Source organism: Kitasatospora sp. NPDC127111 (assembly GCF_042677465.1).
Classification (GTDB): Bacteria; Actinomycetota; Actinomycetes; order Streptomycetales; family Streptomycetaceae; genus Kitasatospora.
Genome location: NZ_JBHXTG010000079.1, coordinates 18,586 through 42,156 on the forward strand (window position 1 = coordinate 18,586; position 23,571 = coordinate 42,156).

Genomic DNA, 23,571 nt, shown 5'->3' on the forward strand with positions numbered 1-23,571 from the left:
CCCCGAACGGCCGCCGGAACGGGCGCTGGTCCGGAAGACGGTGGTGCGGAGGCCGCGCGGCGGGTTGACCCCGCTGCGCGGCCTTCGCCCGTTCCTTCCTCGCCCGTTCCTTCCTCGCCCGATCGTGCTCCGGTCGGGCGCCGCCTCAGGGCCGGAGCCGCAGACCGCGCGGGGTGGCGTGGAAGCCGGCCTCCTCCAGGGCGGCGCCCAGCGCCGAACCGAGGGCGGGCTCGCCGTTGGCCCGCTCGACGGTGACGCTGCCGAGCGCGCCCGCGCGGACGGCCGAGGCGAGGGCCGCGGCGGCCAGCGCCCGGGTGGCCTCGTCCTCCGGCCAGGCCAGCAGCGACTTGCCGCCCCGCTCGACGTACAGGGCCAGCTCGCCGTCGACCAGGACCACCAGCGCGCCCGCCTTGCGACCGGGCCGGTGCGCCTTGGCCGCCCGGCTCGCCGGCGCCCCCGTCGACGCCCCCGCCGGTGCGCCGGACGGGCCCCCTGCCGGGGTGCCGGGCGGTTCTGGCCAGGGCAGGGCGGCGCCGTAGGCGTTGGCCGGGTCGGCGGCGGCCAGCACCAGCGTCTGCGGCGGCTCGGCGGCCGGCCCGGCACCCCATTCGGTGGCCCGGGCCCGCTCCAGCCGGCCGTTCACCGAGCGCAGCCGGTCGGCGGCGCCCTCCATCGCGAACTGGGCGCCGCCCAGGCCCTCCACGAAGTACCCCCGGCGGGCCCGGCCGCGCTCCTCCATCGCCGCCAGCACCCGGTACACCCCGGCGAACCCGCCCGGGACCCGCTCGGCCGCCACCGTGCCCCGGGTGAGCAGACCGTGCCGGTCCAGCAGGCTCTGCGCCTGGACGGTGGCGCGCACCGTCGGGTCGGGTTCGAAGGCGGGCAGCAGCGACCAGCGGCCGGCGACCGTCGGCGGGCCGCTGCGCAGGGCGCCGCCGATCCGGCCGAACGGGCGGCCCGCGCCGCCGTAGCGGCCGCGCGGGGTGGCCCGGGGCGCCCGGTGGGCGGTCGCGCCGGCCGTCCGGCCCGAGCCGAGCAGGGCGCGCAGCGGGGCCAGCGTGTCGTTGCTGACGTACCCGGCCCAGACGAGGTCCCAGAGGGCCTCGACCAGCTCGGGTTCGGGGGTGTCCGGGACGTGGGCGGCGAGCTGGCGGAAGAAGAGCCCGTAGCCGCCCGCGAGCGCCTCCATCAGCGCGGTGTGCACGGGGGTGACGGCGGGCGGGACGGGCTCGGGGCGCAGCAGGTGGGCGTTCTCGGCGAGGTGCAGGCTGATCCAGCCGTCCTTGCCGGGCAGGGCGCCGGCGCCGGACCAGCCGATCTCGCCGGCGGCCATCAGTTCGTCCAGCAGGTTGGGGGAGTAGTCGGCGAGCCGGGCCGGGAGGACCAGCTTCTCGAGCGCGGAGGCGGGCAGGGCGGTGCCCTGGAGCTGCTCGACCACCCGGAGCAGCCCGTCCGGGCCGCGCAGCCGGTGCCCGGCCAGGTGTTGCCACTGGGGGAGGAAGGCGGCCAGGGCGCGCGGCGGGACGGCCTCGACCTCCTGGCGCAGGGCGGCCAGCGAGCGGCGGCGCAGTCGGCGCAGCACCTCGGCGTCGCACCACTCGACGGTGGCGGTGTGGCCCTCCACCGGCCTGAACTCGCCCTGGACCAGCCGGCCGGCGGCGGTCAGCCGGTGCAGGGTGCCGGTGACCACGGCGGTGCCGAGGCCGAACCGGACGGCGGCCTCCGCGGCGGTGAACGGGCCGTGGGTGCGGGCGTGCCGGGCGAGGAGGTCGCCGAGCGGGTCCTTGACCGGCTCGGTGAAGGCCTCGGGGACGCCCACCGGCAGCGGGGTGCCGAGGGCGTCGCGCAGCCGCCCGGCGTCCTCGATGGCCGCCCAGCGCTGCTCGCCGGCGATCCGGACCGCGATCGCCCGGCGGGCGGCCTCCAGCTCCAGCGCCCAGAGCGGCTCGGCGCCGCGGGCGGTGAGCTCGGCCTCGGTGAGCGGGCCGAGCAGGCGCAGCGCGTCGGCGACGCCCTCGGCGTCCTTGATCCGGCGCTCGGGGGTGAGGCGCTGGAGCTCGGCCTCCAGCTCGGCGAGGACCTGCGGGTCGAGCAGCTCGCGCAGCTCGGCCTGGCCGAGCAGTTCGGAGAGCAGCCGGGAGTCGAGCGAGAGGGCGGCGGCGCGGCGTTCGGCGAGCGGGGAGTCCCCCTCGTAGAGGAACTGGGCGACGTAGCCGAACAGCAGCGAGCGGGCGAACGGGGACGGCTCGGGGGTGGTGACCTCGACCAGGCGGACGGCGCGGGACTCCAAGTCCCCCATCAGCTCGACCAGGCCGGGCACGTCGAAGACGTCCTGCAGGCACTCGCGGACGGCCTCCAGCACGATCGGGAAGGAGCCGTACTCGGAGGCGACCTCGAGGAGCTGGGCGGCGCGCTGGCGCTGCTGCCAGAGCGGGGTGCGCCGGCCGGGGTTGCGGCGGGGGAGCAGCAGGGCGCGGCCGGCGCACTCGCGGAAGCGGGAGGCGAACAGGGCGGAGCCGCCCACCTGGTCGGTGACGAGCTGTTCGATCTCGCCCGGGTCGAACAGGGCGGCGTCGGCGCCGACCGGGGCGTCGTCGGTGGCGGGCTGGTCGGCGGGGGTGGCGAAGTCGAAGTCGGGGGCGAGCAGGTCGGCGTCGGGGAGGCGGAGCACGATGCCGTCGTCGGCGTGCATGACCTGCGGGTCGAGGCCGTGCTTCTCGCGCAGCCGGGCGCCGAGGGCGAGCGCCCAGGGGGCGTGCACCTGGGCGCCGAAGGGGGAGTGGATGACGATCCGCCAGTCGCCCAGCTCGTCGCGGAAGCGCTCGACCATGATGGTGCGGTCGTCCGGGAGGTGGCCGCAGGCGGCGCGCTGCTCGGCGAGGTAGTCGAGCAGGTTGCCGGCCGCCCAGTCGTCCAGGCCGGCCTGTTGGAGCCGCGCGGTGGCGGCCGCGGGGTCGAGGGCGCCCAGCTCGCGGGTGAACGCGCCGAGGGCGCGGCCGAGTTCCAGCGGGCGGCCGAGGGTGTCGCCCTTCCAGAACGGGAGCCGGCCGGGGATGCCGGGGGCGGGGGTGACCAGCACCTTGTCGTGGGTGATCTCCTCGATCCGCCAGGAGGTGGTGCCGAGGGTGAAGACGTCGCCGACGCGGGACTCGTAGACCATCTCCTCGTCCAGCTCCCCCACCCTCCCCCCGCCCTTCTTGGGGTCCGTGCCGGCGATGAAGACGCCGAACAGACCGCGGTCGGGGATGGTGCCGCCGGAGGTGACGGCGAGCCGCTGGGCGCCGGGGCGGCCGGTGACGGTGCCGGCGACGCGGTCCCAGACCAGGCGGGGGCGCAGCTCGGCGAAGGCGTCCGAGGGGTAGCGGCCGGCCAGCATGTCCAGCACAGCGTCGAAGGCGGACTGCGGGAGGGTGGCGAACGGCGCGGCCCGGCGGACCAGGGCGAGCAGGTCGTCCACCGGCCAGCTGTCCAGCGCCGTCATCGCGACCAGCTGCTGCGCCAGGACGTCCAGCGGGTTGCGCGGGATGCGCAGCGCCTCGATCCGGCCGGCCCGCATCCGCTCGGTGACCACGGCGGACTGGACGAGGTCCCCCCGGTACTTGGGGAAGAAGACGCCGGTGGAGACGGCGCCGACCTGGTGGCCGGCCCGGCCGACCCGCTGGAGGCCGGAGGCGACCGAGGGCGGCGACTCGACCTGGACGACCAGCTCGACGGCGCCCATGTCGATGCCGAGCTCCAGGCTGGAGGTGGCGACCACGGCGGGCAGCCGGCCGGCCTTCAGCTCCTCCTCGACCAGGGCGCGCTGCTCCTTGGAGACCGAGCCGTGGTGGGCGCGGGCGATGACCGGCGGGGCGCCCTTGGCGGCGCCGGAGCCGCCCATCAGCTGGGCGGGCGCGTGCGCCTCGGGGGCGGCGGTGCCGGTGGCGCGTTCGAGGGCGATCTCGTTGAGCCGGTTGCAGAGCCGCTCGGCGAGCCGGCGGGAGTTGGCGAAGACGATGGTCGAGCGGTGGGCCTGGACGAGGTCGACGATCCGCTCCTCGACGTGCGGCCAGATCGACTGCTTCCGTTGCGGGTCGTCGTCGGCGCCCGGGCCGGCGGGGGCGGCGGGCAGGTCGTCCAGGTCGGGGACGGGGACGACGACCGAGAGGGCGAACTCCTTGGCGGCGGCGGGCTGGACGACGGTGGCGCCGCGCTGCGGGCTGAGGAAGCGGGCCACCTCCTCGACCGGGCGGACGGTGGCGGACAGGCCGATCCGGCGGGCCGGGCGCTCCAGCAGCTCGTCCAGCCGCTCCAGCGAGAGCGCGAGGTGGGCGCCGCGCTTGGTGCCGGCGACGGCGTGCACCTCGTCCAGGATCACCGTGTCGATGCCGCGCAGCGCCTCGCGGGAGGCGGAGGTGAGCAGCAGGAAGAGCGACTCGGGGGTGGTGATCAGGATGTCCGGCGGGTGGGTGGCGAAGCGGCGGCGGTCGGCGGCGGCGGTGTCGCCGGAGCGGATGCCGACCTGGACGTCGGGCTCGGGCAGGCCGAGCCGGACGGCGGCCTGGCGCAGGCCGGCCAGCGGGGCGCGCAGGTTCCGCTCGACGTCGACGGCGAGGGCCTTGAGCGGCGAGATGTAGAGGACCCGGCAGCGGCGCTTGGGCTCGGCGGGCACCGGCGTGCTGCTGAGGCGGTCCAGGGCGGAGAGGAAGGCGGCGAGCGTCTTGCCGGAGCCGGTCGGGGCGACCACCAGGACGTCCGTCTCCCGGCCGATGGCCTGCCAGGCCTCGGCCTGGGCGGTGGTGGGCGCGTGGAAGGCGCCCGTGAACCAGGCCCGGGTGGCCGGGGCGAATCCGGCGAGCGGGTCGGCGGGCGGCTGGGGCTGGGTCTGCGGCGCCATGCCCCCATGGTGCCGGGTGCCACTGACAACGGGCGGAGCGTCGGCGGGGGGCGTCCGGGGTAGTTAAAGAAGGCAAAGTAGACAATCCGCTCATATGGTGATGATTCAGGCGATCGGGACCGATGAGGGGAGCCGTGCGATGGCGCAGGCGCACCCGTCCGGCGGCGGGCCCGCCCGGTCCGGTCCGCACCGGGCCCGCGGTCCCCTCCGGGCGCTGCTCGCGATGCTGCTCACCGCACTGGTGGCCGGCGGCGCCGTCCCGTACGTGGCCGGGCCCGGCCGGTCCTACCTCAGCTACCTGGTGCTGGCCGAGCAGGAGGACGCCGCCGGCGCCGCCAGGGCCGGGGCCGAGGCGCGCGCGGCCGGCGGGCAGGTCGTCCAGGAGTACCCGCAGATCGGGGCGGTCCTCGCGTACGGCGCCGGCGGCTTCGCCGACAAGGTCCGGGGACGCCCCGGGGTGGCCGCCGTCGGCGCCACCCGGACGGCGCCGGTGCCGAGCCCGCCCCGGCCGTTGGAGGGGGCCGGGAACTTCGGCGCGGGCGCCGGCACCGGTGCCGACCGGACCGGCGGCGGCCGGAGCGCGGACGGCGGTCACGCCGCGGCCGGCGCCCGGAGCGCCGACCGGGCGGACGACGCCACCGCCACCGTGGCCGACCCGGGCGAGCGCGACTCCTGGAACCTCGCCATGGTGGGTGCCGCCGGGGGCCCGGCCGGCGACACCGGCCCCACCCTGCTGCAGACCCCCTCCGCCGTCCCGGGCGCGCCGCCGGCCGACGCGCTCCGCAAGGTGCTGGTCGCCGTGCTCGACTCCGGCGTCGACGACACCCACCCGGACCTGCGCGCGGCCGTCGACCCGAAGAGCTCCGTCTCCTGCGCCGACGGCCGTCCCGACGCCCGGACCGGCGCCTGGCGGCCCGACGCCGGCGTCGGGGAGAGCGGCCACGGCACGCACGTCGCCGGGATCGTCGGCGCGGCCAGGGACGGCCACGGCGTCAGTGGGGTGGCGCCCGGCGTGCGGATCGCCGCCGTCCGGCTGCTCGGCCCGCTCGGCCAGTACTACGCGGAGAACATCGTCTGCGGCATGCTCTGGGCCGCCGACCACGGCGCCAGGGCGATCAACAACAGTTACTTCGCCGACCCGTGGAAGTACAACTGCCCGCAGGACCGCGACCAGGCCGCGCTGACCGCGGCGGTGGACCGGGCGGTCGGCTACGCCCGGCGGCACGGCGCGGTGGTGGTCGCCTCGGCCGGCAACGACGGGCAGGACCTCGGCGCCCCCCGCAGCGACGACCGCAGTCCCAACGACCGCGCCTCCGGCCCGGCGCAGTCCCGCTACGTCGGCACCGAGTGCGTCCGGCTGCCCGGCGAACTGCCCGGGGTGGTCACGGTCACCGCCGTCGACCGGGACGGCAGCCCGTCCGCGTACACCAACTACGGGCGGGGCAGGGTCTCGCTGGCCGCCCCCGGCGGCGACCCGGACGGCGGGGTCCAGGGGGCGATCGTCTCCGACTGGCCCGGCGGGCAGTACGCCGCGCTGGCCGGCACCTCGATGGCCGCGGCGCACGTCACCGGCGCGGTCGCGGTGGCCGCGGCGCTCCACCCGGACTGGGACTCGGACCGGCTCGCCGCCCTGCTGGCCACCACCGCGGCGGCCGCCTGCCCACCGGGCCCGCAGGGCTGCGGCGACCGCGAGTACTACGGGGCGGGGGCGCTGGTGCTGCCGCACTGAGCGGCGCCGCGGCGGCTTCCGGGCTTCCGGGCCGGGCTTCCGGGCTCCTGGGCGGGCGGGCCGGCGGGCGGAAAACCGGGTGACGGGCGGCGACGGGTGGTGCACGATCGGCCCATGACCGTCCACCTGACCACCGAGCGGCTGGTGCTGCGCCGCTTCACCCCGGAGGACGCCGACCACCTGACGGAGCTGGACGGCGACCCCGAGGTGATGCGCTACCTCACCGGCGGCCGGCCCACCCCGCGCGAGGTCGTCGTCGAGACCCTGCTGCCGCTCTACTTCGACCACTACGAGCGCTACGGCGACCTCGGCTGGTGGGCGGCCGAGGAGCGGGACGGCGGGGCCTTCCTGGGCTGGTTCGAGTTCCGGCCGCTCGACCCGGCGGACCGGGGCGAGGTCGAGCTCGGCTACCGGCTGCGCCGGCCGGCCTGGGGGCGGGGCTACGCCACCGAGGGCGCGCGGGCCCTGATCCGCCAGGGCTTCACCGGGCTCGGCGTGCGCCGGGTGGTGGCGTACACGATGGCGGTCAACCGGGGCTCGCGGCGGGTGATGGAGAAGGCCGGGCTCCGCTACGTCCGGACCTTCCACGAGGACCATCCGGAGGCGATCCCCGGCTCCGAGCTGGGCGAGGTCGAGTACGCCCTCGCGGCGGCGGACTGGAAGCCGTAGGGGGCTGCGGCCGAGGTCCGGGAGGGCGCGGTCCGGGATACTGGGGGGCATGAGGCTGACCGAGTTCTGGCGACGGATGTACGCGCACTTCGGGGAGGCGTACGCGGAGTCGTTCGCCACCGATCACGTGATGACCGAGCTGGGCGGCCGGACGGTGCGTCAGGCGCTGGAGGCGGGCTGGGAGGCCAAGGACGTCTGGCGGGTGGTCTGCGACACCCAGGGCGTGTCGCCGCTGCTCCGGTAGGCCGGGCCCGGGCGCCCGGTGCTCGGACGGGCGTCGGGCATGGGACAGACTGTCCGGGTGACAAGCAGCGCAGAACGCCAGAATCCGGACAGGCCGGCGAAGGCCGGCGACGAGGTCGCGGGCCCACGGCCCGGGTCCGCCGGCGCGTCGGAGCCGCCCGGGGGCGCGGCCGGCGGGCTCCTGGGTGCCGGGATGCCGCGCTGGCTGCCGCGGGCGATGGTGCTGGCGCTGGTCCTGGTCGGGCTGTTCCAGCTCGCCGACTGGGCCTTCCACCAGCTGATCGACCTCTTCGTGATGCTGCTGGTCTCCTTCTTCCTGTCGCTGGCGCTGGAGCCGGCCGTCGACCGGATGGCGGCCCGCGGGGTGCGCCGCGGCGTCGGCACCTTCCTGGTCTTCGTCGCGGTGGCGGTCGCGGTGGCGGGCTTCCTGGCCGCGCTCGGCACGCTGCTGGTTGACCAGGTGGCGAAGATCGCGGGGGACCTGCCGCACCTGCTCGACAACCTGATCGGCTGGATCAACCGGACCTTCCACCAGGACCTCTCCCTGGACGAGCTGCAGAAGAAGCTGCTCAAGGACTCCGGCGCCATCGAGAACTACGCCCAGCGGGCCGCCGACAACGTCTGGGGCGTCTCCTCCACCCTGATCGGCGGGCTCTTCCAGACCTTCACGGTCGGCCTCTTCACCTTCTACTTCACCGCCGACGGGCCGCGGGTGCGGCGGACCGTCTGCTCGCTGCTGCCGCCCGCCAGGCAGGGCGAGGTGCTGCGGGCCTGGGAGATCGCCCTGGCCAAGACCGGCGGTTACCTGTACTCGCGGGCACTGCTCGCGGTGGCCTCGGCGCTCGCGCACTGGGTGACGTTCGCGCTGCTGGACCTGCCGTACTCGGCCGCGCTGGCGGTCTGGGTCGGCGTCATGTCGCAGTTCGTGCCGACCATCGGGACGTACCTGGCGGGCGCGCTGCCGGTGCTGGTCGCGCTCACCGTGGAGCCGGTGGACGCGGTCTGGGTGCTGGTCTTCGTGGTGGTCTACCAGCAGGTCGAGAACTACCTGCTGCACCCGCGGATCACCGCGCGGACGGTGGACGTGCATCCGGCCGTGGCGTTCGGCTCGGTGATCGCGGGCGCGGCGCTGCTCGGTGCGGTGGGCGCGCTGATCGCCATCCCGGCGGCGGCCACCCTGCAGGGGTTCGTCGGCACCTACGTGCGCCGGTACGAGGTGACCACCGACCCGCGGATCGACCGGGGCGCGCAACGGCGCGCCCGGCGGGAGCTGCGCCGGGAGGCGGCGCGCCGGCTGCGGCGGATGGTCGGGGCGGGCGCGGAACCCGGCCCCGGCGCCGGCGGGCGGCCGGGCTCCGGCCCGGGCCGGGGGGCGGGTGGCGCGGACGGGGAGCGCGAGGACGCGCGGTAGGCCGAACGGGCGAGGCTTGAATCGAACAGGTGTTCTTTGTACTCTCCGGCGTGGAGTTTTCCACAGGCCGAGCCCGGTCAGGGCCGTTTGTCAGTGGGACGCGCTAGCGTCGAGGACGATGAAGCGCACAGCACAGAACCCGAGGGTGGAAGCCATGGCAGGTACGGACCGCGAGAAGGCCCTTGAGACCGCACTCGCCCAGATCGAGCGGCAGTTCGGCAAGGGCTCGGTGATGCGCCTGGGCGAGAAGGCCAACGAGCCGATCGACGTGATCTCCACCGGGTCCACCGCCCTGGACGTCGCCCTCGGGGTCGGCGGCATCCCGCGCGGCCGGGTGATCGAGATCTACGGCCCCGAGTCCTCCGGCAAGACCACGCTGACCCTGCACCTGGCGGCCAACGCCCAGCGGGCCGGCGGCACGGTCGCGTTCGTCGACGCGGAGCACGCGCTCGACCCGGAGTACGCCAAGAAGCTCGGCGTGGACACCGACGCCCTGCTGGTCAGCCAGCCGGACACCGGTGAGCAGGCCCTGGAGATCACCGACATGCTGATCCGCTCCGGCGCGATCGACCTGGTGATCATCGACTCCGTCGCGGCGCTCGTCCCGCGCGCGGAGATCGAGGGCGAGATGGGTGACTCGCACGTCGGTCTGCAGGCCCGGCTGATGAGCCAGGCACTGCGCAAGATCGCCGGTGCGCTGAACCAGTCGAACACCACCGCGGTGTTCATCAACCAGCTCCGCGAGAAGATCGGCGTGATGTTCGGCTCGCCGGAGACCACGACCGGTGGCCGGGCGCTGAAGTTCTACGCCTCCGTCCGCCTGGACATCCGCCGGATCGAGACCCTGAAGGACGGCACCGAGGCGGTCGGTAACCGCACCCGGGTCAAGGTCGTCAAGAACAAGGTCGCCGCGCCGTTCAAGCAGGCCGAGTTCGACATCCTCTACGGAGTGGGCATCAGCCGCGAGGGCGGCCTGATCGACATGGGCGTCGAGCACGGCTTCATCCGCAAGTCGGGCGCCTGGTACACGTACGAGGGCGACCAGCTCGGCCAGGGCAAGGAGAACGCCCGCAACTTCCTGCGGGACAACCCGCAGCTGGCCGACGAGATCGAGCGGAAGATCAAGGGCAAGCTGGGCATCGGCCCGAAGACGGAGGAGCCCGCCGAGGGCGAGGCGGCGGCCGCCGACGGTGCCGCCAAGCCGATCACCGCGACCGCCGCCAAGACGGCCGCGGCGAAGAAGACGGCGGCGGCCGCCAAGGCCTGAGCCGTTGACGCAGCACAACAGGGCGGGAAGCCCGGCCGGCCCGGAGGATGACGACGACTACGGGCCGCCGGACTGGTTCGCCGCGGTGGCAGAGCCGGAGCCACGGCCGGCACCGGAGCCGGAGCGCACCCGGGGCCGGGCTCCGCGCCCGGCCGCGACCCGGCGGCCGGAGCCCGGGCGGACGCCGGCCCCGGAATCGTCGTCGGTCCGCGTCGCGGGCCGGGCCGGCCTCGGCGGCCTGGACGACGGGCTCGGGCTGGTGTCCGCGTCCGAGCTGCCCACCGGGCGGCGACGGCGTCGTTCGGCGCTGGCGGAGGAGACCTCCGGCCACCGGGCCGGGGAGGAGGCGGCCGGTCACGGGGGTGCGGCCGTCTCTCCCGCCACCGCCGGCCCGGGCGGCCGTGGTGCCCGCACCCGCACCCGGGCCCGCACGGACCGCACCGGACGTACCCCCGGGCGCGCGGGTGAGTCGTGGTCCGAATCGGATCGCGGCCAGGACGGCCCGAACGGCCTGGACGCTCCGAACCGCACGAACGGCACGGACGGTGGCCCCGGCGGCGACGGCCGAACGGAGAAGCCGCGTCGGACGGCCCGGGCCGCCCGGGCCGAGGAGCAGGCCGACCCGGAGACCCGCGCGCGGGACATCTGCCTGCGGCTGCTCACCGGCGCCGCCAAGTCGAGGAAGCAGCTCGCCGACGCCCTGCGCAAGCGGGAGATCCCGGACGAGGTCGCCGGGCAGGTGCTGGCCCGGCTGGAGGAGGTCGGGCTGATCGACGACGCGGCCTTCGCCCAGGCCTGGGTGGAGTCCCGGCACGCCGTCCGCGGCCTCTCCCGCCGGGCCCTGGCCCAGGAGTTGCGGACCAAGGGCGTGACCGGCGAGCCGGCCGAGCGGGCCCTCGCCCAGCTCGACCAGGACGACGAGACCGAGGCGGCCAGGGCGCTGGTCGAGCGCAAGCTGCGCACCACCCGCGGCCTGGAGCGGCAGGCCCGGATGCGCCGGCTCGTCGGCGTGCTCGCCCGGCGCGGCTACTCCGAGGGCCTGGCCTTCCGGGTGGTCCGCGAGGCACTGGACGAGGAGGCCGCCGGCGCCGGTCCGGAGGAAGAGGACGTGGACGGAGCACCCGCCGACGCGTGGGACTGACGGCGGTTCAGTGGGGGAGTTGGCCAAGCCCCTGGCCAGTCTTGACCGTTTCGTAACCTGCGCTTAGCCTCGCACTCAGTGCGGGAGCGCGTCGATCACTCCTCGGCCACGCCCTCGGGCAGGCATGCCCGGGCCCGGTCGCGGCTGGTCCCGGACGGCGTGCCGTACAGGGACGGGGAGTGGCCAGGATGAGGATCGCGCTGAGCACCGGAACGGTCGCCTCCCTGCTCTCGGCGGTGGTGCTGGTCGCCGTCGTGGTGTCGGCCTGGCTGATGGTCAGACGCCTCCAGGCCGCGCAGCGGCGCGCCGTGGCCGAGACCGAGCGGGCCCGGCGCTGGGCCGAGGAGCAGGCCGGACAACTGCGGGCCGAACTCGACCGGCGCGAGGAGCGGTTGACCGAGGAGCTGCGCCGGCTCAGCGTCCGGGAGGGCGAACTCGCGGAACGGGCCGTCGCGTTGGAGCGGGCCCGGGGCGAGGCCGAGGAGCTGGTCCGGCGCCGGTCGGCGGCGTTGGAGCGGGCCGCCGGGCTCTCCGCCGGCCAGGCCCGGGCCCAACTCGTCCGGGAGGCCGAGGCGCAGGCGCGGCGCGAAGCGGCCGTCACCGTCCGGGAGATCGAGCGGGCGGCCGAGGAGGAGGGCGAGGCCCGGGCCCGGGCGATCGTCGCCGGGGCGATCCAGCGCCTGGCGGCCGAGCAGACCGCGGAGACGGCGGTGTCGCTGTTCCGGCTGCCCGGCGAGGAGATGAAGGGCCGGATCATCGGCCGGGAGGGCCGCAACATCCGGGCGTTCGAGGCGGTCACCGGCGTCAACCTGATCATCGACGACACCCCGGCCTCGGTGCAGCTGTCCTGCTTCGACCCCGTCCGCCGGGAGACCGCCCGGCTCACCCTGGAGCAGCTGGTCGAGGACGGCCGGATCCACCCGGCGCGGATCGAGCGCGTCCACGAGCGCAGCCGCGAGGAGGTCGAGCGGCGCTGCGTCCGGGCCGGCGAGGACGCGCTGCTGGCGGTGCGGGTCGGTGCGATGCACCCGGAGCTCGTCCGCACCCTCGGCACCCTGCGCTACCGGGCCTCGTACGGCCAGAACGTGCTGGGGCACCTGGTGGAGTCGGCGCACCTGGCCGGGATGATGGCCGCCGAGCTCGGGGTGGACCCGGAGCCGGTGCGCCGCTCTGCGCTGCTGCACGACATCGGGAAGGCGATGACGCACCGGGCCGAGGGCAGCCACGCGGCGATCGGGGCGGAACTCGCCCGGCGGTGCGGCGAGTCGGCGGACGTGGTGCACGCGATCGCCGCGCACCACGGCGAGGTCGAGCCGCGGACGGTCGAGGCGGTGCTGACCCAGGCCGCCGACGCCTGTTCGGGCGGCCGGCCGGGGGCCCGCAAGGAGTCGCTGGAGGTGTACGTGCGCCGGCTGGAGCGGCTGGAGGAGATCGCCCGGGCGCACGACGGCGTGGCCAAGGTGTACGCGATGCAGGCCGGCCGCGAGGTGCGGGTGATGGTGCGGCCGGAGGAGGTGGACGACCTCGGGGCGCAGGTGATCGCCCGCGAGGTCGCCAAGCAGGTGGCGGAGGAGCTGACCTACCCGGGCCAGATCCGGGTCACGGTGGTCCGGGAGAGCCGGGTCACCGAGGTGGCCCGCTAGCCGAGTCCACCGCCGGTGCGGCCGGTGCGGCGGCCTGGCCGCCGCCCGTCCCGGGGGTCGGCGCGGGCTCGGGGCCCCCGGTGAGCGGCTGCGGTCCGCCGCGGGCCCCGTCGGCCAGCGCCTGGAGGTCCTCGGCGGCCGCGCCCTGGGTGACGCCGACCAGGTGGCCGTCCGGCCGGATCAGCAGCACGGTGTGCGGCCCGGCGCCCGGGTACTCCTCGGTGACCAGGACCTCGGCCGGTACCGGGAGCGCGTCGGCGACCTCGGCGAGCCGGGGCATCAGCCCGGCGCCCAGCCAGTGCTCGGCGGACCAGACCGCGGTGCCGGGGGCGACCAGCAGCAGCAGGAAGGTCGCGCCGAGCCGGGCGTGCAGCCGGTCCGGCGTGCCGTCGGTGGCGAGTACCGGCAGGTCCGGCACCAGCACGCCGGGGGCGGTGGCGGGCAGCAGTTCGCTGAGCGAGGTGGTGCCGCGCGCGCCGCGTTGGACCGGCACCCGCCCGGGGACGCCGGAGGGGGCGGCCGGGTAGGCGGGGGCGCCGCCGAACCGGCCGGTGCCGAGCTGGCCGTCGGCGAGCAGCGGCGCGTGCTTGCGGAACGAGCCGGTGAGCAGCGAGCGGCGGGTGGCCGGCCAGCCGCGCAGCGGGCGCAGCAGCGGCATGGCCTGGTCGACGGCGCGCAGCCGGGCGCCGACCGCGCCGCGCCGCTCGGCCTCGTAGCCGTCGAGCAGCGAGCCGCCGGGCTGGGGGCCGCCGGTGTGGAGGTGCCAGGCGAGGGCGAGCCGCCAGGCGAGGTTGTCGGCGTCGCGCAGCCCGTCGGCGAGGTTCTGCATGCCGAGCGCGCCGTGCAGGTGGGCGGCGTCGCCGGCGAGGAAGCAGCGGCCGCTGCGGAACCTGGCGGCGAGCCGCTGCTGGGCGGTGTGGTCGGCGGCGGCGAGCAGCTCGTAGCGGGGGAGTTCGCCGCACCAGCCGGTGAGGGTGGCGGTGACCCGGGTCAGCAGGGTGTCGCCGGTGACGATGCCGGGCCAGGTGGCGTGCGGGTCGACCGGTTCGGTGGGCGCCGGTCTGCCCGGGGGCAGCCGCCAGTCGAGCCGCCAGACGCCGTCCGGGAGCGGTCGGGCGGAGGCCTCGCGGTCGCCGCGCCACGGCGGCTCGCGGTGCAGCCGGGCCTCGGTGAAGGGCAGGTCGACCCGGACGGTGGCGATGGCGTTGCGGTCGACGGCCGGCCGCCCGGGGAAGCGGATCTTCAGCAGTTTGCGGACGGTGGAGCGGGCGCCGTCGCAGCCGACCAGGTGGCTGCCGCGCCACCAGGTCTCGGTGCCGTCCTGCGGGTTGCGGGTGTGGACGCTGACGCCGTCGCGGTCCTGTTCGAGCCGGGTGACCCGGCTCAGCGGGACCAGTCGGACCAGCGGGGTGCCGGTGAGCGCGTCGCGCAGGCCGCGCTGGAGCCGGTGCTGCGGTAGGTGCAGGACCGGGGTGTCGGCGAGGTCGAAGCGGAGCACCTCCTGGCGCCGGCGCCAGATGGTGAAGGCGTCCCACCGGGCGGCGTCGGAGACGGCCCGCGGGTAGCCGATCCGGGTGAGGAAGGCGGCGGTGTCGGCGCCGAGCACGACACTGCGCGGGCTCTCGGGGCAGAGCCCGGAGCCCTCGTCCAGGACTATGGTCGGCACCTCGTGCCGGGCGAGCGCGAGGGCCAGGGCCAGACCGACCGGTCCGGCCCCGACCACGATCACCGGGTCCATGCCGGGACCTCCGGGCATGGGCGGGCCGACGGGGTGGCGTCATATGCCGCGAGGATGGTCCCGGATGGTGTCACGAAGAGCAATGCAACAGTTCACCTGCGTGTCCGTCAAGCAGCAGCCGATGTGCGCCGGTTCGCGCCGCGGCGGCCGCGTGCTTCGATCCACCGGGCGAGCGCCGTGAGGAGCAGGCACAGGGCGACGTAGATCGGCCCGATCACGAGCACCACCGGGATGTAGGGGAAGCCCGCGGCGTTGATCGGCTGACTGGCGATCGCCTTACCGACGAACAGCAGCTCGTGGTAGGTGATGATGAAGCCGAGCGAGGTGTCCTTCAGGGTGACGACCAGCTGGCCGATCATCGAGGGCAGCATCGAGCGGATCGCCTGCGGCACCAGGATGGTGGTCATCACCTGGGTCTTGCGCAGGCCGAGCGCGTACGCCGCCTCGCCCTGGCCCCGCGGAACGGCGTTGACGCCGCTGCGGATGATCTCGGCCTGGACGGAGCCGTTGTAGAGGGTGAGGCCGAGCACCAGCGCCCACATCGGCTGCTTGGCGAAGAACGCGTAGTAGAGCGCGACGATCAGGATCAGCAGCGGCATCGCCCGGAAGAACTGGACGACGGAGACGGCCGCCCAGCGGACCGGCTTGTGGTCGGACAGCTGCCCGGCCGCCAGCAGCGCGCCCAGCACGAGCGAGAACAGCGCGGCCAGCCCGAAGGCCTGCAGCGTGGACAGCAGCCCGTCGACGATCTTCTGCTGGACGTAGGTGTACTGGAAGACGTCCCAGAGGTCGGCGTCGAACTGGCCGTTGTCGGAGAGCGTGGCGAAGACGTACCAGAGCAGTCCGGCGATGCCGGCGAGCGACAGCACTCCGAACAGCCGGTTCCGCGCGCGGGCCCGCGGGCCGGGGGCGTCGTAGAGGACGCTGGCCGTGGAGGCGCGGGTGAAGAGGGAACTCATCGGACCACCGCCAGTCGGTCTTCCAGGAAGCGGAACGTCAGGGCGACGGTGGCGCTGATCACCAGATAGGCGCAGGCCACCCAGAAGAAGATCGAGAAGATCGAGTAGCCGCGCTCGGAGAAGGTCTGCTGCGCGCTGTAGAGCTCGCTGACGCTGAAGGCGCCGGCGATCGCCGAGTTCCTCGGCAGGGCGATGAAGACGCTGCTCATCGGCGCCAGCACGGTCCGGGCGGCCTGCGGCAGGACGATCGAGAAGAGCGTCTGGCCGAAGGTCATGCCCAGGCTGCGGGCCGCCTCGGCCTGGCCCAGCGGGACGGTGTTGATGCCGGAGCGCAGCACCTCGCAGACGAACGACGCGGTGTAGCTGCCGAGCGCCAGCGTCGCGAAGGTGAGGTGGCTGAGGTGCACGCCGAGCGGGGGGAGCCCGAAGGTCACGGCGAAGAACAGCACGGTCAGCGGGGTGTTGCGGAACAGCGTCACCCAGCCGGTGCCGAAGGCGCGCAGCACCGGCACGGGGGAGACCCGGAAGGCCGCCAGCAGGGTGCCCAGCAGCAGGGCGAGCAGCGCGCTGAGCGCACTCAGCTCGATCGTCTGCAGGAAGCCGTCGCGGAACAGCGCGAAGTTGCCGTCCTCGAACAGGAAACCCATCCGGCGGCCCTCCTCTCAGAGGTGGTCAGGAACGGTGGTCAACAGGTCGTCAGCGGGGCGGTCAGTACCGCTCCAGGGCCGGCGGGGTGGGCGCGGCCGAGCCGGACAGGCCGAGGGTGGCGTCGTACGCCTTCTTCCAGTCGCCGTTGTCCTGGTGGGCCTTCAGCGCGTCGTTGATCGCGTTGCGCAGGGCCGTGTCGTCCTTGCCCAGGCCGACGCCGTAGTTCTCCTTGGTGAACGGCTGGCCGACCACCTTGAGCTTGCCGGCGAACTTGGAGGCGTAGCCCTTGAGGATCGCGTCGTCGGTGGTGACGGCGTCGACCTCGCCGGAGATCAGCTTCTCGACGCAGGCCGAGTAGGTGTCGAACTGGGTGATCTTCGGGTTGTACTTCTGGATGTTCTTGATCGAGGTCGAGCCGGTGGCGGTGCAGACGTTCTTGCCGTTGACCGAGTCCGGGCCGGTGATCGCGGTGTTGTCCGACTTCACCAGGAGGTCCTGGCCGGCGACGTAGTACGGGCCGGCGAAGGAGACCGTCTTCTTGCGCTCGTCGTTGATGCTGTAGGTGCCGACGTAGAAGTCGATCTGGCCGTTGGCGATGGCCGGCTCGCGCTGCGAGGAGACCAGCGTCTGCCACTTGATCTGCTGCGGGGTGAAGCCGAGGTCGGCGGCGATCATCTTGGCGATCTCGATGTCGAAGCCGCTGCGGTCGCCGCTGGCGACGTCCTCGAAACCGAGGAACGGCTGGTCGGCCTTGGCGCCGATGATCAGCTGGCCGCGCTTCTTGGCCTCGGCGAGCCGGGGCGAGTCCACCTTGACGTCGGTCTTGACCGTGTAGGTGGGCAGCTGCGGGGCGTTGCTCGCGCCGGCGGCGTCGGCGCCGGGCTTGCCGTCCTTGCCGCAGGCGGCGGTGGCGGTGAGCGCGATGGCACAGAGCGCGACGGCGAAGGTGCGACGGATCCTCATGAGGGTAGCTCTCCTCGGGCTGGGCCACGGTTCAACCGGGCTCTGGCGACAGGAAGTTGTCCGGGTCGGCGGGGGTCTGCGGCGGCGCCCTCGCCACCGCGGACCGGATGCCGGCCCGGAGGTCCGGACCGTCCGGGACACCCGGGGGACCGGGGCGCCCGGGGGCGGTCAGTGCTGCAGGATCTTGGAGAGGAAGTCCTTCGCGCGGTCGCTGCGCGGCGCGGTGAAGAAGGCCTCGGGGGTGTTCTGCTCGACGATCCGGCCGTCGGCCATGAAGAGCACGCGGTTGGCGGCGGAGCGGGCGAAGCCCATCTCGTGGGTGACGACGACCATCGTCATGCCGTCCGCGGCCAGCTGGCGCATGACCTCCAGCACCTCGTTGATCATCTCCGGGTCGAGCGCCGAGGTGGGCTCGTCGAAGAGCATCACCTTCGGGTTCATCGCCAGCGCCCGGGCGATCGCCACCCGCTGCTGCTGACCGCCGGAGAGCTGGGCCGGGAACTTCCCGGCCTGCGCGCCGACCCCGACCCGGTCCAGCAGTTCCTTGGCGGTCGCCACGGCCTTGTCGCGGGCGATCCCGCGGACCTTGACCTGGCCGAGCACCACGTTGTCCAGCACGGTCTTGTGCGCGAACAGGTTGAAGCTCTGGAACACCATGCCGACCTCGGCCCGGAGCCGGGCCAGCTCGCGGCCCTCGGCGGGCAGCGGCCGGCCGTCGATGGTGATCGTGCCGGAGTCGATGGTCTCCAGCCGGTTGATCGTCCGGCACAGCGTGGACTTGCCCGAGCCGGAGGGGCCGATCAGGACCACCACCTCGCCCTGCTGGATCTCCAGGTTGATGTCCTGGAGCACGTGCAGGGGTCCGTAGTGCTTGTTCACCCCGCTCAGCACCACCAGTGGGGCGGTTGCGGCGCTGGAGTCCTTGGCGAGGCTCTCGGTCATCGCGCCTGCTCCCTGGTGTCGGCCCGAGAGCTGAACTCCCTTGGGCGGCAATGGTGATAGGAAAGCCGGGGGCCTTGGCCGGCGGAGCCGCGGCCCCCGGTGGGGTGACCATAGGAGCCCTGACGATGCGCCGTCAGCCGATCTGAGCGGAACTTGAGGATCACGATCCGGCCACACGCCCGGTGCGTACTGTTCACGACGTCCCCGCAGGGGCAGGTGACAGCGGGCACCCGCCCCGCCGCGCGCCGTCCCGAGGGGCCCCGGGGCGAGGCCGATCCTGGCGTCCGGCGCTCCGCTGGCCCATACTGCGCAGGACCGGGACCTGCCCGGTGGGGCCCGTGAACACCGCGCGACACCCCGGGGAACGTCGGGGAGAGGAGGAACGATGCGACTGCTGCTCGTCGAGGACGACGAACGCGTGGCCGCCGCGCTGGTCGCGGTGCTGGGACGGCACGGCTTCCAGGTCAGGCACGCCCGCAGCGGGCACGAGGCGCTCGACGCGCTGGTGCCGGACGGCAACGAGCCGTACCGGGTGGTCCTGCTCGACCTCGGGCTGCCCGACCGGGACGGCTTCGAGGTGTGCAGCCGGATCCGGGCCGGCAGCGGCGTGCCCGTGATCATGGTGACCGCGCGCGCCGACATCCGCTCCCGGATCCACGGCCTCAACCTCGGCGCCGACGACTACGTCACCAAGCCCTACGACATGGGCGAGCTGCTCGCCCGGATCCACGCGGTGGCCCGGCGCGGCTCGGCGCCCGCCGCCGTCTCGGTGGCCACGCCCGACGCCGTCCCGCAGCAGGGCGGGCCGCTGGAGTCGCGCGGCATCGTGATCGACCGCGAGCGCCGCCGGGTCAGCGTCGACGGCCGGGACGTCCCGCTCACCCGCAAGGAGTTCGACCTGCTGGCGCTGCTCGCGCAGAGCCCCGGCGTGGTCTACCGCCGCGAGCAGATATTCAGCGAGGTGTGGCGCAGCGGCTGGGAGGGCAACGGCCGCACCCTGGAGGTGCACATCGGCTCGCTGCGCACCAAGCTCGCCCTGCCCGGCCTGGTCGAGGCCGTCCGGGGCGTCGGCTACCGGCTGATCCCGGAGTCCCCGGCCGCCGCCGGGGACGCCCCCCAGGCCCGCGCGGAGCACTGACCGCACGTGCGCACCCGCCTGCTCGGCATCCTGATCGCGCTGATGCTCTGCGTCCTGGCCGCCCTCGGGCTGCCGCTCGCCGCCGCCGTCGCGGCCGCCGAGCAGAGCCGGGTGGTGGTCGACCGGCTCGACGACGCCGCCCGGTTCGCCCAGGACCTGCCCACCTCGGGCGTCTCGGCCCTGGACTCCGCGCTCAAGGGCGAGCTGGAGCCCGCGCCCGGCGACCTCAGCCGCCGCCACGCGCTCGACGCCGAGGTGGCGCGCTACCACGAGCTGTACGGCGTCCGGCTGGGCATCTTCCAGCGCGACGGCGTCCCGATCGCCACCGCCCCGGCGGACTGGCGGGTACCGGCCGCGGGCTGGGGCGAGCAGGCCTTCCAGGAGGCGCTGGACGGGCGGCGCAGCCACAACCCGCCGCAGGTCTGGCCGTGGACCCCCGACCGGACGCTGACCATCGCCACGCCGGTGGTCCGGGACGGCGACGTGGTCGCGGTGGTGCTCAGCGAGTCCCCGACCGGGGCGCTGCGCACCCGGGTGCTGCACCGCTGGCTGGTGATCGGGGCCGGCGAGGCCGCCGCGATGATCGTCGCCGTGCTGCTGGCCGTCCGGCTCACCGAGTGGGTGCTGCGGCCGGTCCGGACGCTGGACCGGGCCACCCACGACATCGCCACCGGCCGGATGAACGCCCGGGTCGCGCCCGGCGGCGGGCCGCCCGAGCTGCAGCGCCTGGCCCGTTCGTTCAACGAGATGGCCGACCACGTGGTGCTCGCCCTGGACCAGCAGAAGGCCTTCGTCGCGGACGCCTCGCACCAGCTGCGCAACCCGCTGGCGGCGCTGCTGCTGCGGGTCGAGGTGCTGGGACTGGAGCTGCCCGAGGGCCACGACGAGGAGCTCGGCGGGGTCCGCGAGGAGGGCGCCCGGCTGGCCCGGGTGCTGGACGACCTGCTCGGGCTGGCCACCGCCGAGCACGCCCGTCCGGAGCCGGAGCCGACCGACCTGGCCGAGCTCAGCCTCGCCCGGGCCGACGCCTGGCGGCCGGTGGCCGTCCAGCGCGGGATCGAGCTCGGCTGGGAGGGCCCGGCGCTGGCGCTCGGCATGGCCGACCCGATCGGCTTCGGCAGCGCGCTGGACGCGGTGATCGACAACGCGCTCAAGTTCGGCCCGGCCGGCAGCCGGGTGCGGGTGCTGGTCGCGGTGCGGCGCAGCGAGGTCGCGGTGACCGTCTCGGACGCCGGGCCCGGCCTCACCGAGGAGGAGCTGGCCCGGGCCGGCGACCGGTTCTGGCGCAGCGCGCGCCACCAGAACGTGGACGGCTCCGGCCTCGGCCTCTCGATCGCCCGGACCCTGCTCCAGGCCGCCGGCGGCTCGCTCACCTTCGCCCCGGTGGAGCCGACCGGCCTCGCGGTGACCCTGGCGGTGCCCCGGGCGGAGGCCAAGCGCGCGGAGCCCGAGGGCAAGGGCTAGCGGCGGCCGGGGCCGGGGCCCGGGGCCAGTGTGTCTGGGGGCCCTACCCGGCCCTCAGGGCTTCACCGAGCGGTAGTAGCGGGCCGCGCCCTCGTGCAGCGGGAGCGGGTCGGTGTAGACGGCGGTGCGCAGGTCGACCAGCTGGGCGGCGTGCACCTGGGAGCCGATCTGGTCGCGGCTGTCTATCACCGCCTTCGTCATGCCCTGGACCAGGTCGGTGTCCACGTCGTCCCGGGTGATCAGCAGATTGGGCACCGCCACGGTGGCCACCGCGTCCTTGGGCTCGGCGTTCGGATAGGTGCCCTTGGGCATGGTGGCCGCCCGGTAGGCGTCGGTGCCGCCGCCCTCGACCTTGTGCACGGCCTCGGCGAGGTCGCCGAGCGGCACGATCCGGATCCGGACGTGGTCGGAGAGGTCGGTGAGCGCGCTGGTCGGCAGCCCGCCGGACCAGAAGAAGGCGTCCAGTTTGCCGGCCCGCAGCTGGTCGGCCGCGTCGCCGACGCCCAGCATGGCGGGCCTGATGTCGCGGTCCGGGTCCAGGCCTGCCGAGGCGAGCAGCCGCCGGGTCACCAGGTTCACCCCGGACTTCGCCTGCCCGACGCCGACCCGCAGGCCCTTGAGGTCGGCCGTCCGGTGCACCGGCGAGTTGGCCGGGACGATCAGCTGGAGGTAGTCGTCGTAGAGCCGGGCGATCGCCCGCAGCCGCTCCCGGCCGGGGCCGGAGTACTGGGCGACGGCGTCCGCGGTGGCGATCGCGAAGTCGTCCTGGCCGCTGGTCACCCGGGCCAGGTTGTCGATCGAGCCCTCCGAGTTGTCCAGCCGCAGCCGCACGCCCGGCATCGCCTTGGCGACGTGGTTCTCCAGCAGCTGCCCGTACCGGTCGTAGACCCCGCGCTTCACCCCGGTGGCGAAGCCGGTCTCGCCGCGCGGGTAGCCCGGCGAGCGGCCCGCCGAGAGCCACCAGCCGCCGAACGCCGCCAGGACCAGCACCAGCACCAGCACCGTCCGCCAGAGCGGACTGCGCGCCGCCGCGCGGAGGGCGGCGCCGGGTCGGGGCGCGGAGGTGGGGGCCATGGAGGGATAGTGCCAGGCGCGCGCACCGAACGGGAGGGGCCGACGCCGCGCGGCCGGGCGCCGGGGCGGTGACCTGCGGCCGGGGCCGGTCGGGGAAAAGCGCTTCGCGGCTGCCCGTACCCTGGTCTGGTGAGCGGTGAGAGCGGATTGAAGAGCTACAAGGTCGTGACCTACGGCTGCCAGATGAACGTCCACGACTCCGAGCGGCTGTCGGGCCTGCTCGAGGACGCGGGCTACGTGAAGGCCGGGCAGGACGGCGACCCGGACCTGGTCGTGTTCAACACCTGCGCGGTGCGCGAGAACGCCGACAACAAGCTGTACGGCAACCTCGGGCAGCTGGCGCCGGTCAAGAGCCGCCACAAGGGCATGCAGATCGCGGTCGGCGGCTGCCTGGCGCAGAAGGACCGCGACACCATCGTGCGGAAGGCCCCCTGGGTCGACGTGGTGTTCGGCACCCACAACATCGGGCACCTGCCGGCGCTGCTGGAGCGGGCCGCGGTCGAGCGCAAGGCCCAGGTCGAGATCCTGGAGTCGCTGGAGACCTTCCCCTCCACCCTGCCCACCCGCCGCGAGTCCGCGTACGCCGCGTGGGTGGCCATCTCGGTCGGCTGCAACAACACCTGTACGTTCTGCATCGTCCCCGCGCTGCGCGGCAAGGAGGAGGACCGCCGCCCCGGCGACGTCCTCGCCGAGATCGAGGCGCTGGTCGACGAGGGCGTCATCGAGGTGACCCTGCTCGGCCAGAACGTCAACGCCTACGGCTCCGACCTGGGCGACCGCGAGGCCTTCTCCAAGCTGCTGCGCGCCGCCGGGCAGATCGAGGGCCTGGAGCGGATCCGCTTCACCTCGCCGCACCCGCGCGACTTCACCGACGACGTGATCGCCGCGATGGCCGAGACCCCGAACGTGATGCACCAGCTGCACATGCCGCTGCAGTCCGGCTCGGACACGGTGCTCAAGGCGATGCGCCGCTCGTACCGGCAGGAACGCTTCCTCGGCATCATCAAGAAGGTCCGCGAGGCGATGCCGGACGCCGCGATCTCCACCGACATCATCGTGGGCTTCCCCGGCGAGACCGAGGAGGACTTCGAGCAGACCATGCACGTGGTCCGCGAGGCCCGCTTCACCAACGCCTTCACCTTCCAGTACTCCAAGCGCCCCGGCACCCCGGCCGCCGAGATGGCGGACCAGGTGCCGAAGGCCGTCGTGCAGGCCCGCTACGACCGGCTGATCGCCCTCCAGGAGGAGATCTCCTGGGAGGAGAACAAGAAGCAGGTCGGCCGCACCCTGGAGATCCTGGTGGCCGAGGGCGAGGGCAAGAAGGACGACAGGACCGACCGGCTCTCCGGCCGTGCCCCCGACAACCGGCTGGTGCACTTCACCCGGCCGACCGAGCCGGTCCGGCCCGGCGACATGGTCACGGTGGAGATCACCTACGCCGCCCCGCACCACCTGCTGGCCGAGGGGCCGACCCTCGCGGTGCGCCGCACCCGGGCCGGTGACGCCTGGGAGAAGCGCCAGGCCAAGCCCGCCGCCAAGCCGGCCGGAGTGATGCTCGGCCTGCCGACCATCGGCGCCCCGGCCGCGCTGCCGCTCGCCGCTCCGGCGGGCGGCGCCTGCTGCGGCGACTGATCGCACCACCGGCGGCCCGGCGGGACTCCACGTC

Annotated in this window: 17 protein-coding genes; 10 read left to right on the plus strand and 7 right to left on the minus strand. The window is 74.8% G+C overall.

From position 1 onward, the window contains the following. Positions 1-145: 145 nt before the first annotated feature. Entirely contained in the window at positions 146-4,876 is a 4,731-nt protein-coding gene (locus tag ACFVHB_RS33560; RefSeq protein WP_380329755.1) for an ATP-dependent helicase, read from the minus strand. Between the two features lie 139 nt (positions 4,877-5,015). On the opposite strand from ACFVHB_RS33560, the gene ACFVHB_RS33565 reads away from it, so the two are divergent. From ACFVHB_RS33565 to rny, 7 genes are all read left to right on the plus strand, one after another. Further along, complete coding sequence (locus tag ACFVHB_RS33565; protein ID WP_380329757.1) at positions 5,016-6,605, plus strand: S8 family serine peptidase; 1,590 nt, start codon at positions 5,016-5,018, stop codon at positions 6,603-6,605. A 114-nt stretch (positions 6,606-6,719) separates the two neighbouring features. After that, positions 6,720-7,274: a GNAT family N-acetyltransferase gene (locus ACFVHB_RS33570; protein WP_380329759.1), complete on the plus strand. Its 555-nt coding sequence runs from the start codon at positions 6,720-6,722 to the stop codon at positions 7,272-7,274. Positions 7,275-7,323: 49 nt separating this feature from the next. Beyond that, positions 7,324-7,518 carry a DUF3046 domain-containing protein gene (locus ACFVHB_RS33575; RefSeq protein WP_380329761.1) on the plus strand — a complete coding sequence of 65 codons (195 nt, stop codon included), beginning with the start codon at positions 7,324-7,326 and terminating at the stop codon, positions 7,516-7,518. 192 nt (positions 7,519-7,710) lie between these two features. Beyond that, the gene (locus ACFVHB_RS33580; protein WP_380329763.1) at positions 7,711-8,928 is read left to right on the plus strand and encodes an AI-2E family transporter; all 1,218 of its coding nucleotides are present in this window, start codon (positions 7,711-7,713) and stop codon (positions 8,926-8,928) included. Positions 8,929-9,082: 154 nt separating this feature from the next. Further along, on the plus strand, positions 9,083-10,195 hold the full coding sequence (gene recA, locus ACFVHB_RS33585) for a recombinase RecA (RefSeq protein WP_380329765.1): 1,113 nt from the start codon (positions 9,083-9,085) through the stop codon (positions 10,193-10,195). A 4-nt stretch (positions 10,196-10,199) separates the two neighbouring features. After that, entirely contained in the window at positions 10,200-11,336 is a 1,137-nt protein-coding gene (locus ACFVHB_RS33590) for a regulatory protein RecX (protein WP_380329766.1), read from the plus strand. Between the two features lie 188 nt (positions 11,337-11,524). After that, positions 11,525-12,979, plus strand: coding sequence for a ribonuclease Y (gene rny, locus ACFVHB_RS33595; RefSeq protein ID WP_380329768.1), 1,455 nt, complete (start codon positions 11,525-11,527; stop codon positions 12,977-12,979). On the opposite strand, the gene ACFVHB_RS33600 is transcribed toward rny, so the two are convergent. The 5 genes from ACFVHB_RS33600 to ACFVHB_RS33620 form a co-directional block, all read right to left on the minus strand. After that, on the minus strand, positions 12,960-14,717 hold the full coding sequence (locus ACFVHB_RS33600) for an FAD-dependent monooxygenase (protein WP_380329770.1): 1,758 nt from the start codon (positions 14,715-14,717) through the stop codon (positions 12,960-12,962). The two genes, rny and ACFVHB_RS33600, sit on opposite strands and share 20 nt — an antisense overlap. A 107-nt stretch (positions 14,718-14,824) precedes the next feature. Further along, on the minus strand, positions 14,825-15,676 hold the full coding sequence (locus ACFVHB_RS33605; RefSeq protein WP_380329772.1) for an amino acid ABC transporter permease: 852 nt from the start codon (positions 15,674-15,676) through the stop codon (positions 14,825-14,827). Further along, positions 15,673-16,323, minus strand: coding sequence for an amino acid ABC transporter permease (locus ACFVHB_RS33610; protein WP_380329774.1), 651 nt, complete (start codon positions 16,321-16,323; stop codon positions 15,673-15,675). Before ACFVHB_RS33610 ends, ACFVHB_RS33605 begins: the two co-directional genes overlap by 4 nt. Before the next feature lie 61 nt (positions 16,324-16,384). Beyond that, a complete protein-coding gene (locus ACFVHB_RS33615) occupies positions 16,385-17,287 on the minus strand; it encodes a glutamate ABC transporter substrate-binding protein (RefSeq protein WP_380329776.1) in 903 nt (300 codons plus the stop codon). A 168-nt stretch (positions 17,288-17,455) separates the two neighbouring features. After that, on the minus strand, positions 17,456-18,229 hold the full coding sequence (locus tag ACFVHB_RS33620; protein ID WP_380329778.1) for an amino acid ABC transporter ATP-binding protein: 774 nt from the start codon (positions 18,227-18,229) through the stop codon (positions 17,456-17,458). Positions 18,230-18,614: 385 nt separating this feature from the next. Between ACFVHB_RS33620 and ACFVHB_RS33625 the strand changes: the two genes are divergently transcribed. Both ACFVHB_RS33625 and ACFVHB_RS33630 read left to right on the plus strand, forming a co-directional pair. Next, complete coding sequence (locus tag ACFVHB_RS33625) at positions 18,615-19,367, plus strand: response regulator transcription factor (protein WP_380329780.1); 753 nt, start codon at positions 18,615-18,617, stop codon at positions 19,365-19,367. Between the two features lie 6 nt (positions 19,368-19,373). Beyond that, positions 19,374-20,831 (plus strand): sensor histidine kinase, encoded by a 1,458-nt coding sequence (locus ACFVHB_RS33630; RefSeq protein WP_380329782.1) that lies wholly within the window; start codon positions 19,374-19,376, stop codon positions 20,829-20,831. Positions 20,832-20,885: 54 nt separating this feature from the next. On the opposite strand, the gene ACFVHB_RS33635 is transcribed toward ACFVHB_RS33630, so the two are convergent. Continuing rightward, positions 20,886-21,905, minus strand: coding sequence for a TAXI family TRAP transporter solute-binding subunit (locus ACFVHB_RS33635; protein WP_380329784.1), 1,020 nt, complete (start codon positions 21,903-21,905; stop codon positions 20,886-20,888). Positions 21,906-22,034: 129 nt separating this feature from the next. On the opposite strand from ACFVHB_RS33635, the gene miaB reads away from it, so the two are divergent. Beyond that, positions 22,035-23,537, plus strand: coding sequence for a tRNA (N6-isopentenyl adenosine(37)-C2)-methylthiotransferase MiaB (gene miaB / locus ACFVHB_RS33640; protein WP_380329786.1), 1,503 nt, complete (start codon positions 22,035-22,037; stop codon positions 23,535-23,537). Positions 23,538-23,571: the final 34 nt, after the last annotated feature.

Excerpts from the sequence above, each read along its gene's own strand:
- recA (WP_380329765.1), top strand. The coding sequence starts at position 9,083 with ATGGCAGGTACGGACCGCGAGAAGGCCCTTGAGACCGCACTCGCCCAG.
- ACFVHB_RS33610 (WP_380329774.1), bottom strand. The coding sequence starts at position 16,323 with ATGGGTTTCCTGTTCGAGGACGGCAACTTCGCGCTGTTCCGCGACGGC.
- ACFVHB_RS33600 (WP_380329770.1), bottom strand. The coding sequence starts at position 14,717 with ATGGACCCGGTGATCGTGGTCGGGGCCGGACCGGTCGGTCTGGCCCTG.
- ACFVHB_RS33580 (WP_380329763.1), top strand. The coding sequence starts at position 7,711 with ATGCCGCGCTGGCTGCCGCGGGCGATGGTGCTGGCGCTGGTCCTGGTC.
- rny (WP_380329768.1), top strand. The coding sequence starts at position 11,525 with ATGAGGATCGCGCTGAGCACCGGAACGGTCGCCTCCCTGCTCTCGGCG.
- ACFVHB_RS33575 (WP_380329761.1), top strand. The coding sequence starts at position 7,324 with ATGAGGCTGACCGAGTTCTGGCGACGGATGTACGCGCACTTCGGGGAG.
- ACFVHB_RS33560 (WP_380329755.1), bottom strand. The coding sequence starts at position 4,876 with ATGGCGCCGCAGACCCAGCCCCAGCCGCCCGCCGACCCGCTCGCCGGA.
- ACFVHB_RS33565 (WP_380329757.1), top strand. The coding sequence starts at position 5,016 with ATGGCGCAGGCGCACCCGTCCGGCGGCGGGCCCGCCCGGTCCGGTCCG.
- ACFVHB_RS33625 (WP_380329780.1), top strand. The coding sequence starts at position 18,615 with ATGCGACTGCTGCTCGTCGAGGACGACGAACGCGTGGCCGCCGCGCTG.
- ACFVHB_RS33605 (WP_380329772.1), bottom strand. The coding sequence starts at position 15,676 with ATGAGTTCCCTCTTCACCCGCGCCTCCACGGCCAGCGTCCTCTACGAC.
- ACFVHB_RS33615 (WP_380329776.1), bottom strand. The coding sequence starts at position 17,287 with ATGAGGATCCGTCGCACCTTCGCCGTCGCGCTCTGTGCCATCGCGCTC.
- ACFVHB_RS33635 (WP_380329784.1), bottom strand. The coding sequence starts at position 21,905 with ATGGCCCCCACCTCCGCGCCCCGACCCGGCGCCGCCCTCCGCGCGGCG.
- ACFVHB_RS33620 (WP_380329778.1), bottom strand. The coding sequence starts at position 18,229 with ATGACCGAGAGCCTCGCCAAGGACTCCAGCGCCGCAACCGCCCCACTG.
- ACFVHB_RS33570 (WP_380329759.1), top strand. The coding sequence starts at position 6,720 with ATGACCGTCCACCTGACCACCGAGCGGCTGGTGCTGCGCCGCTTCACC.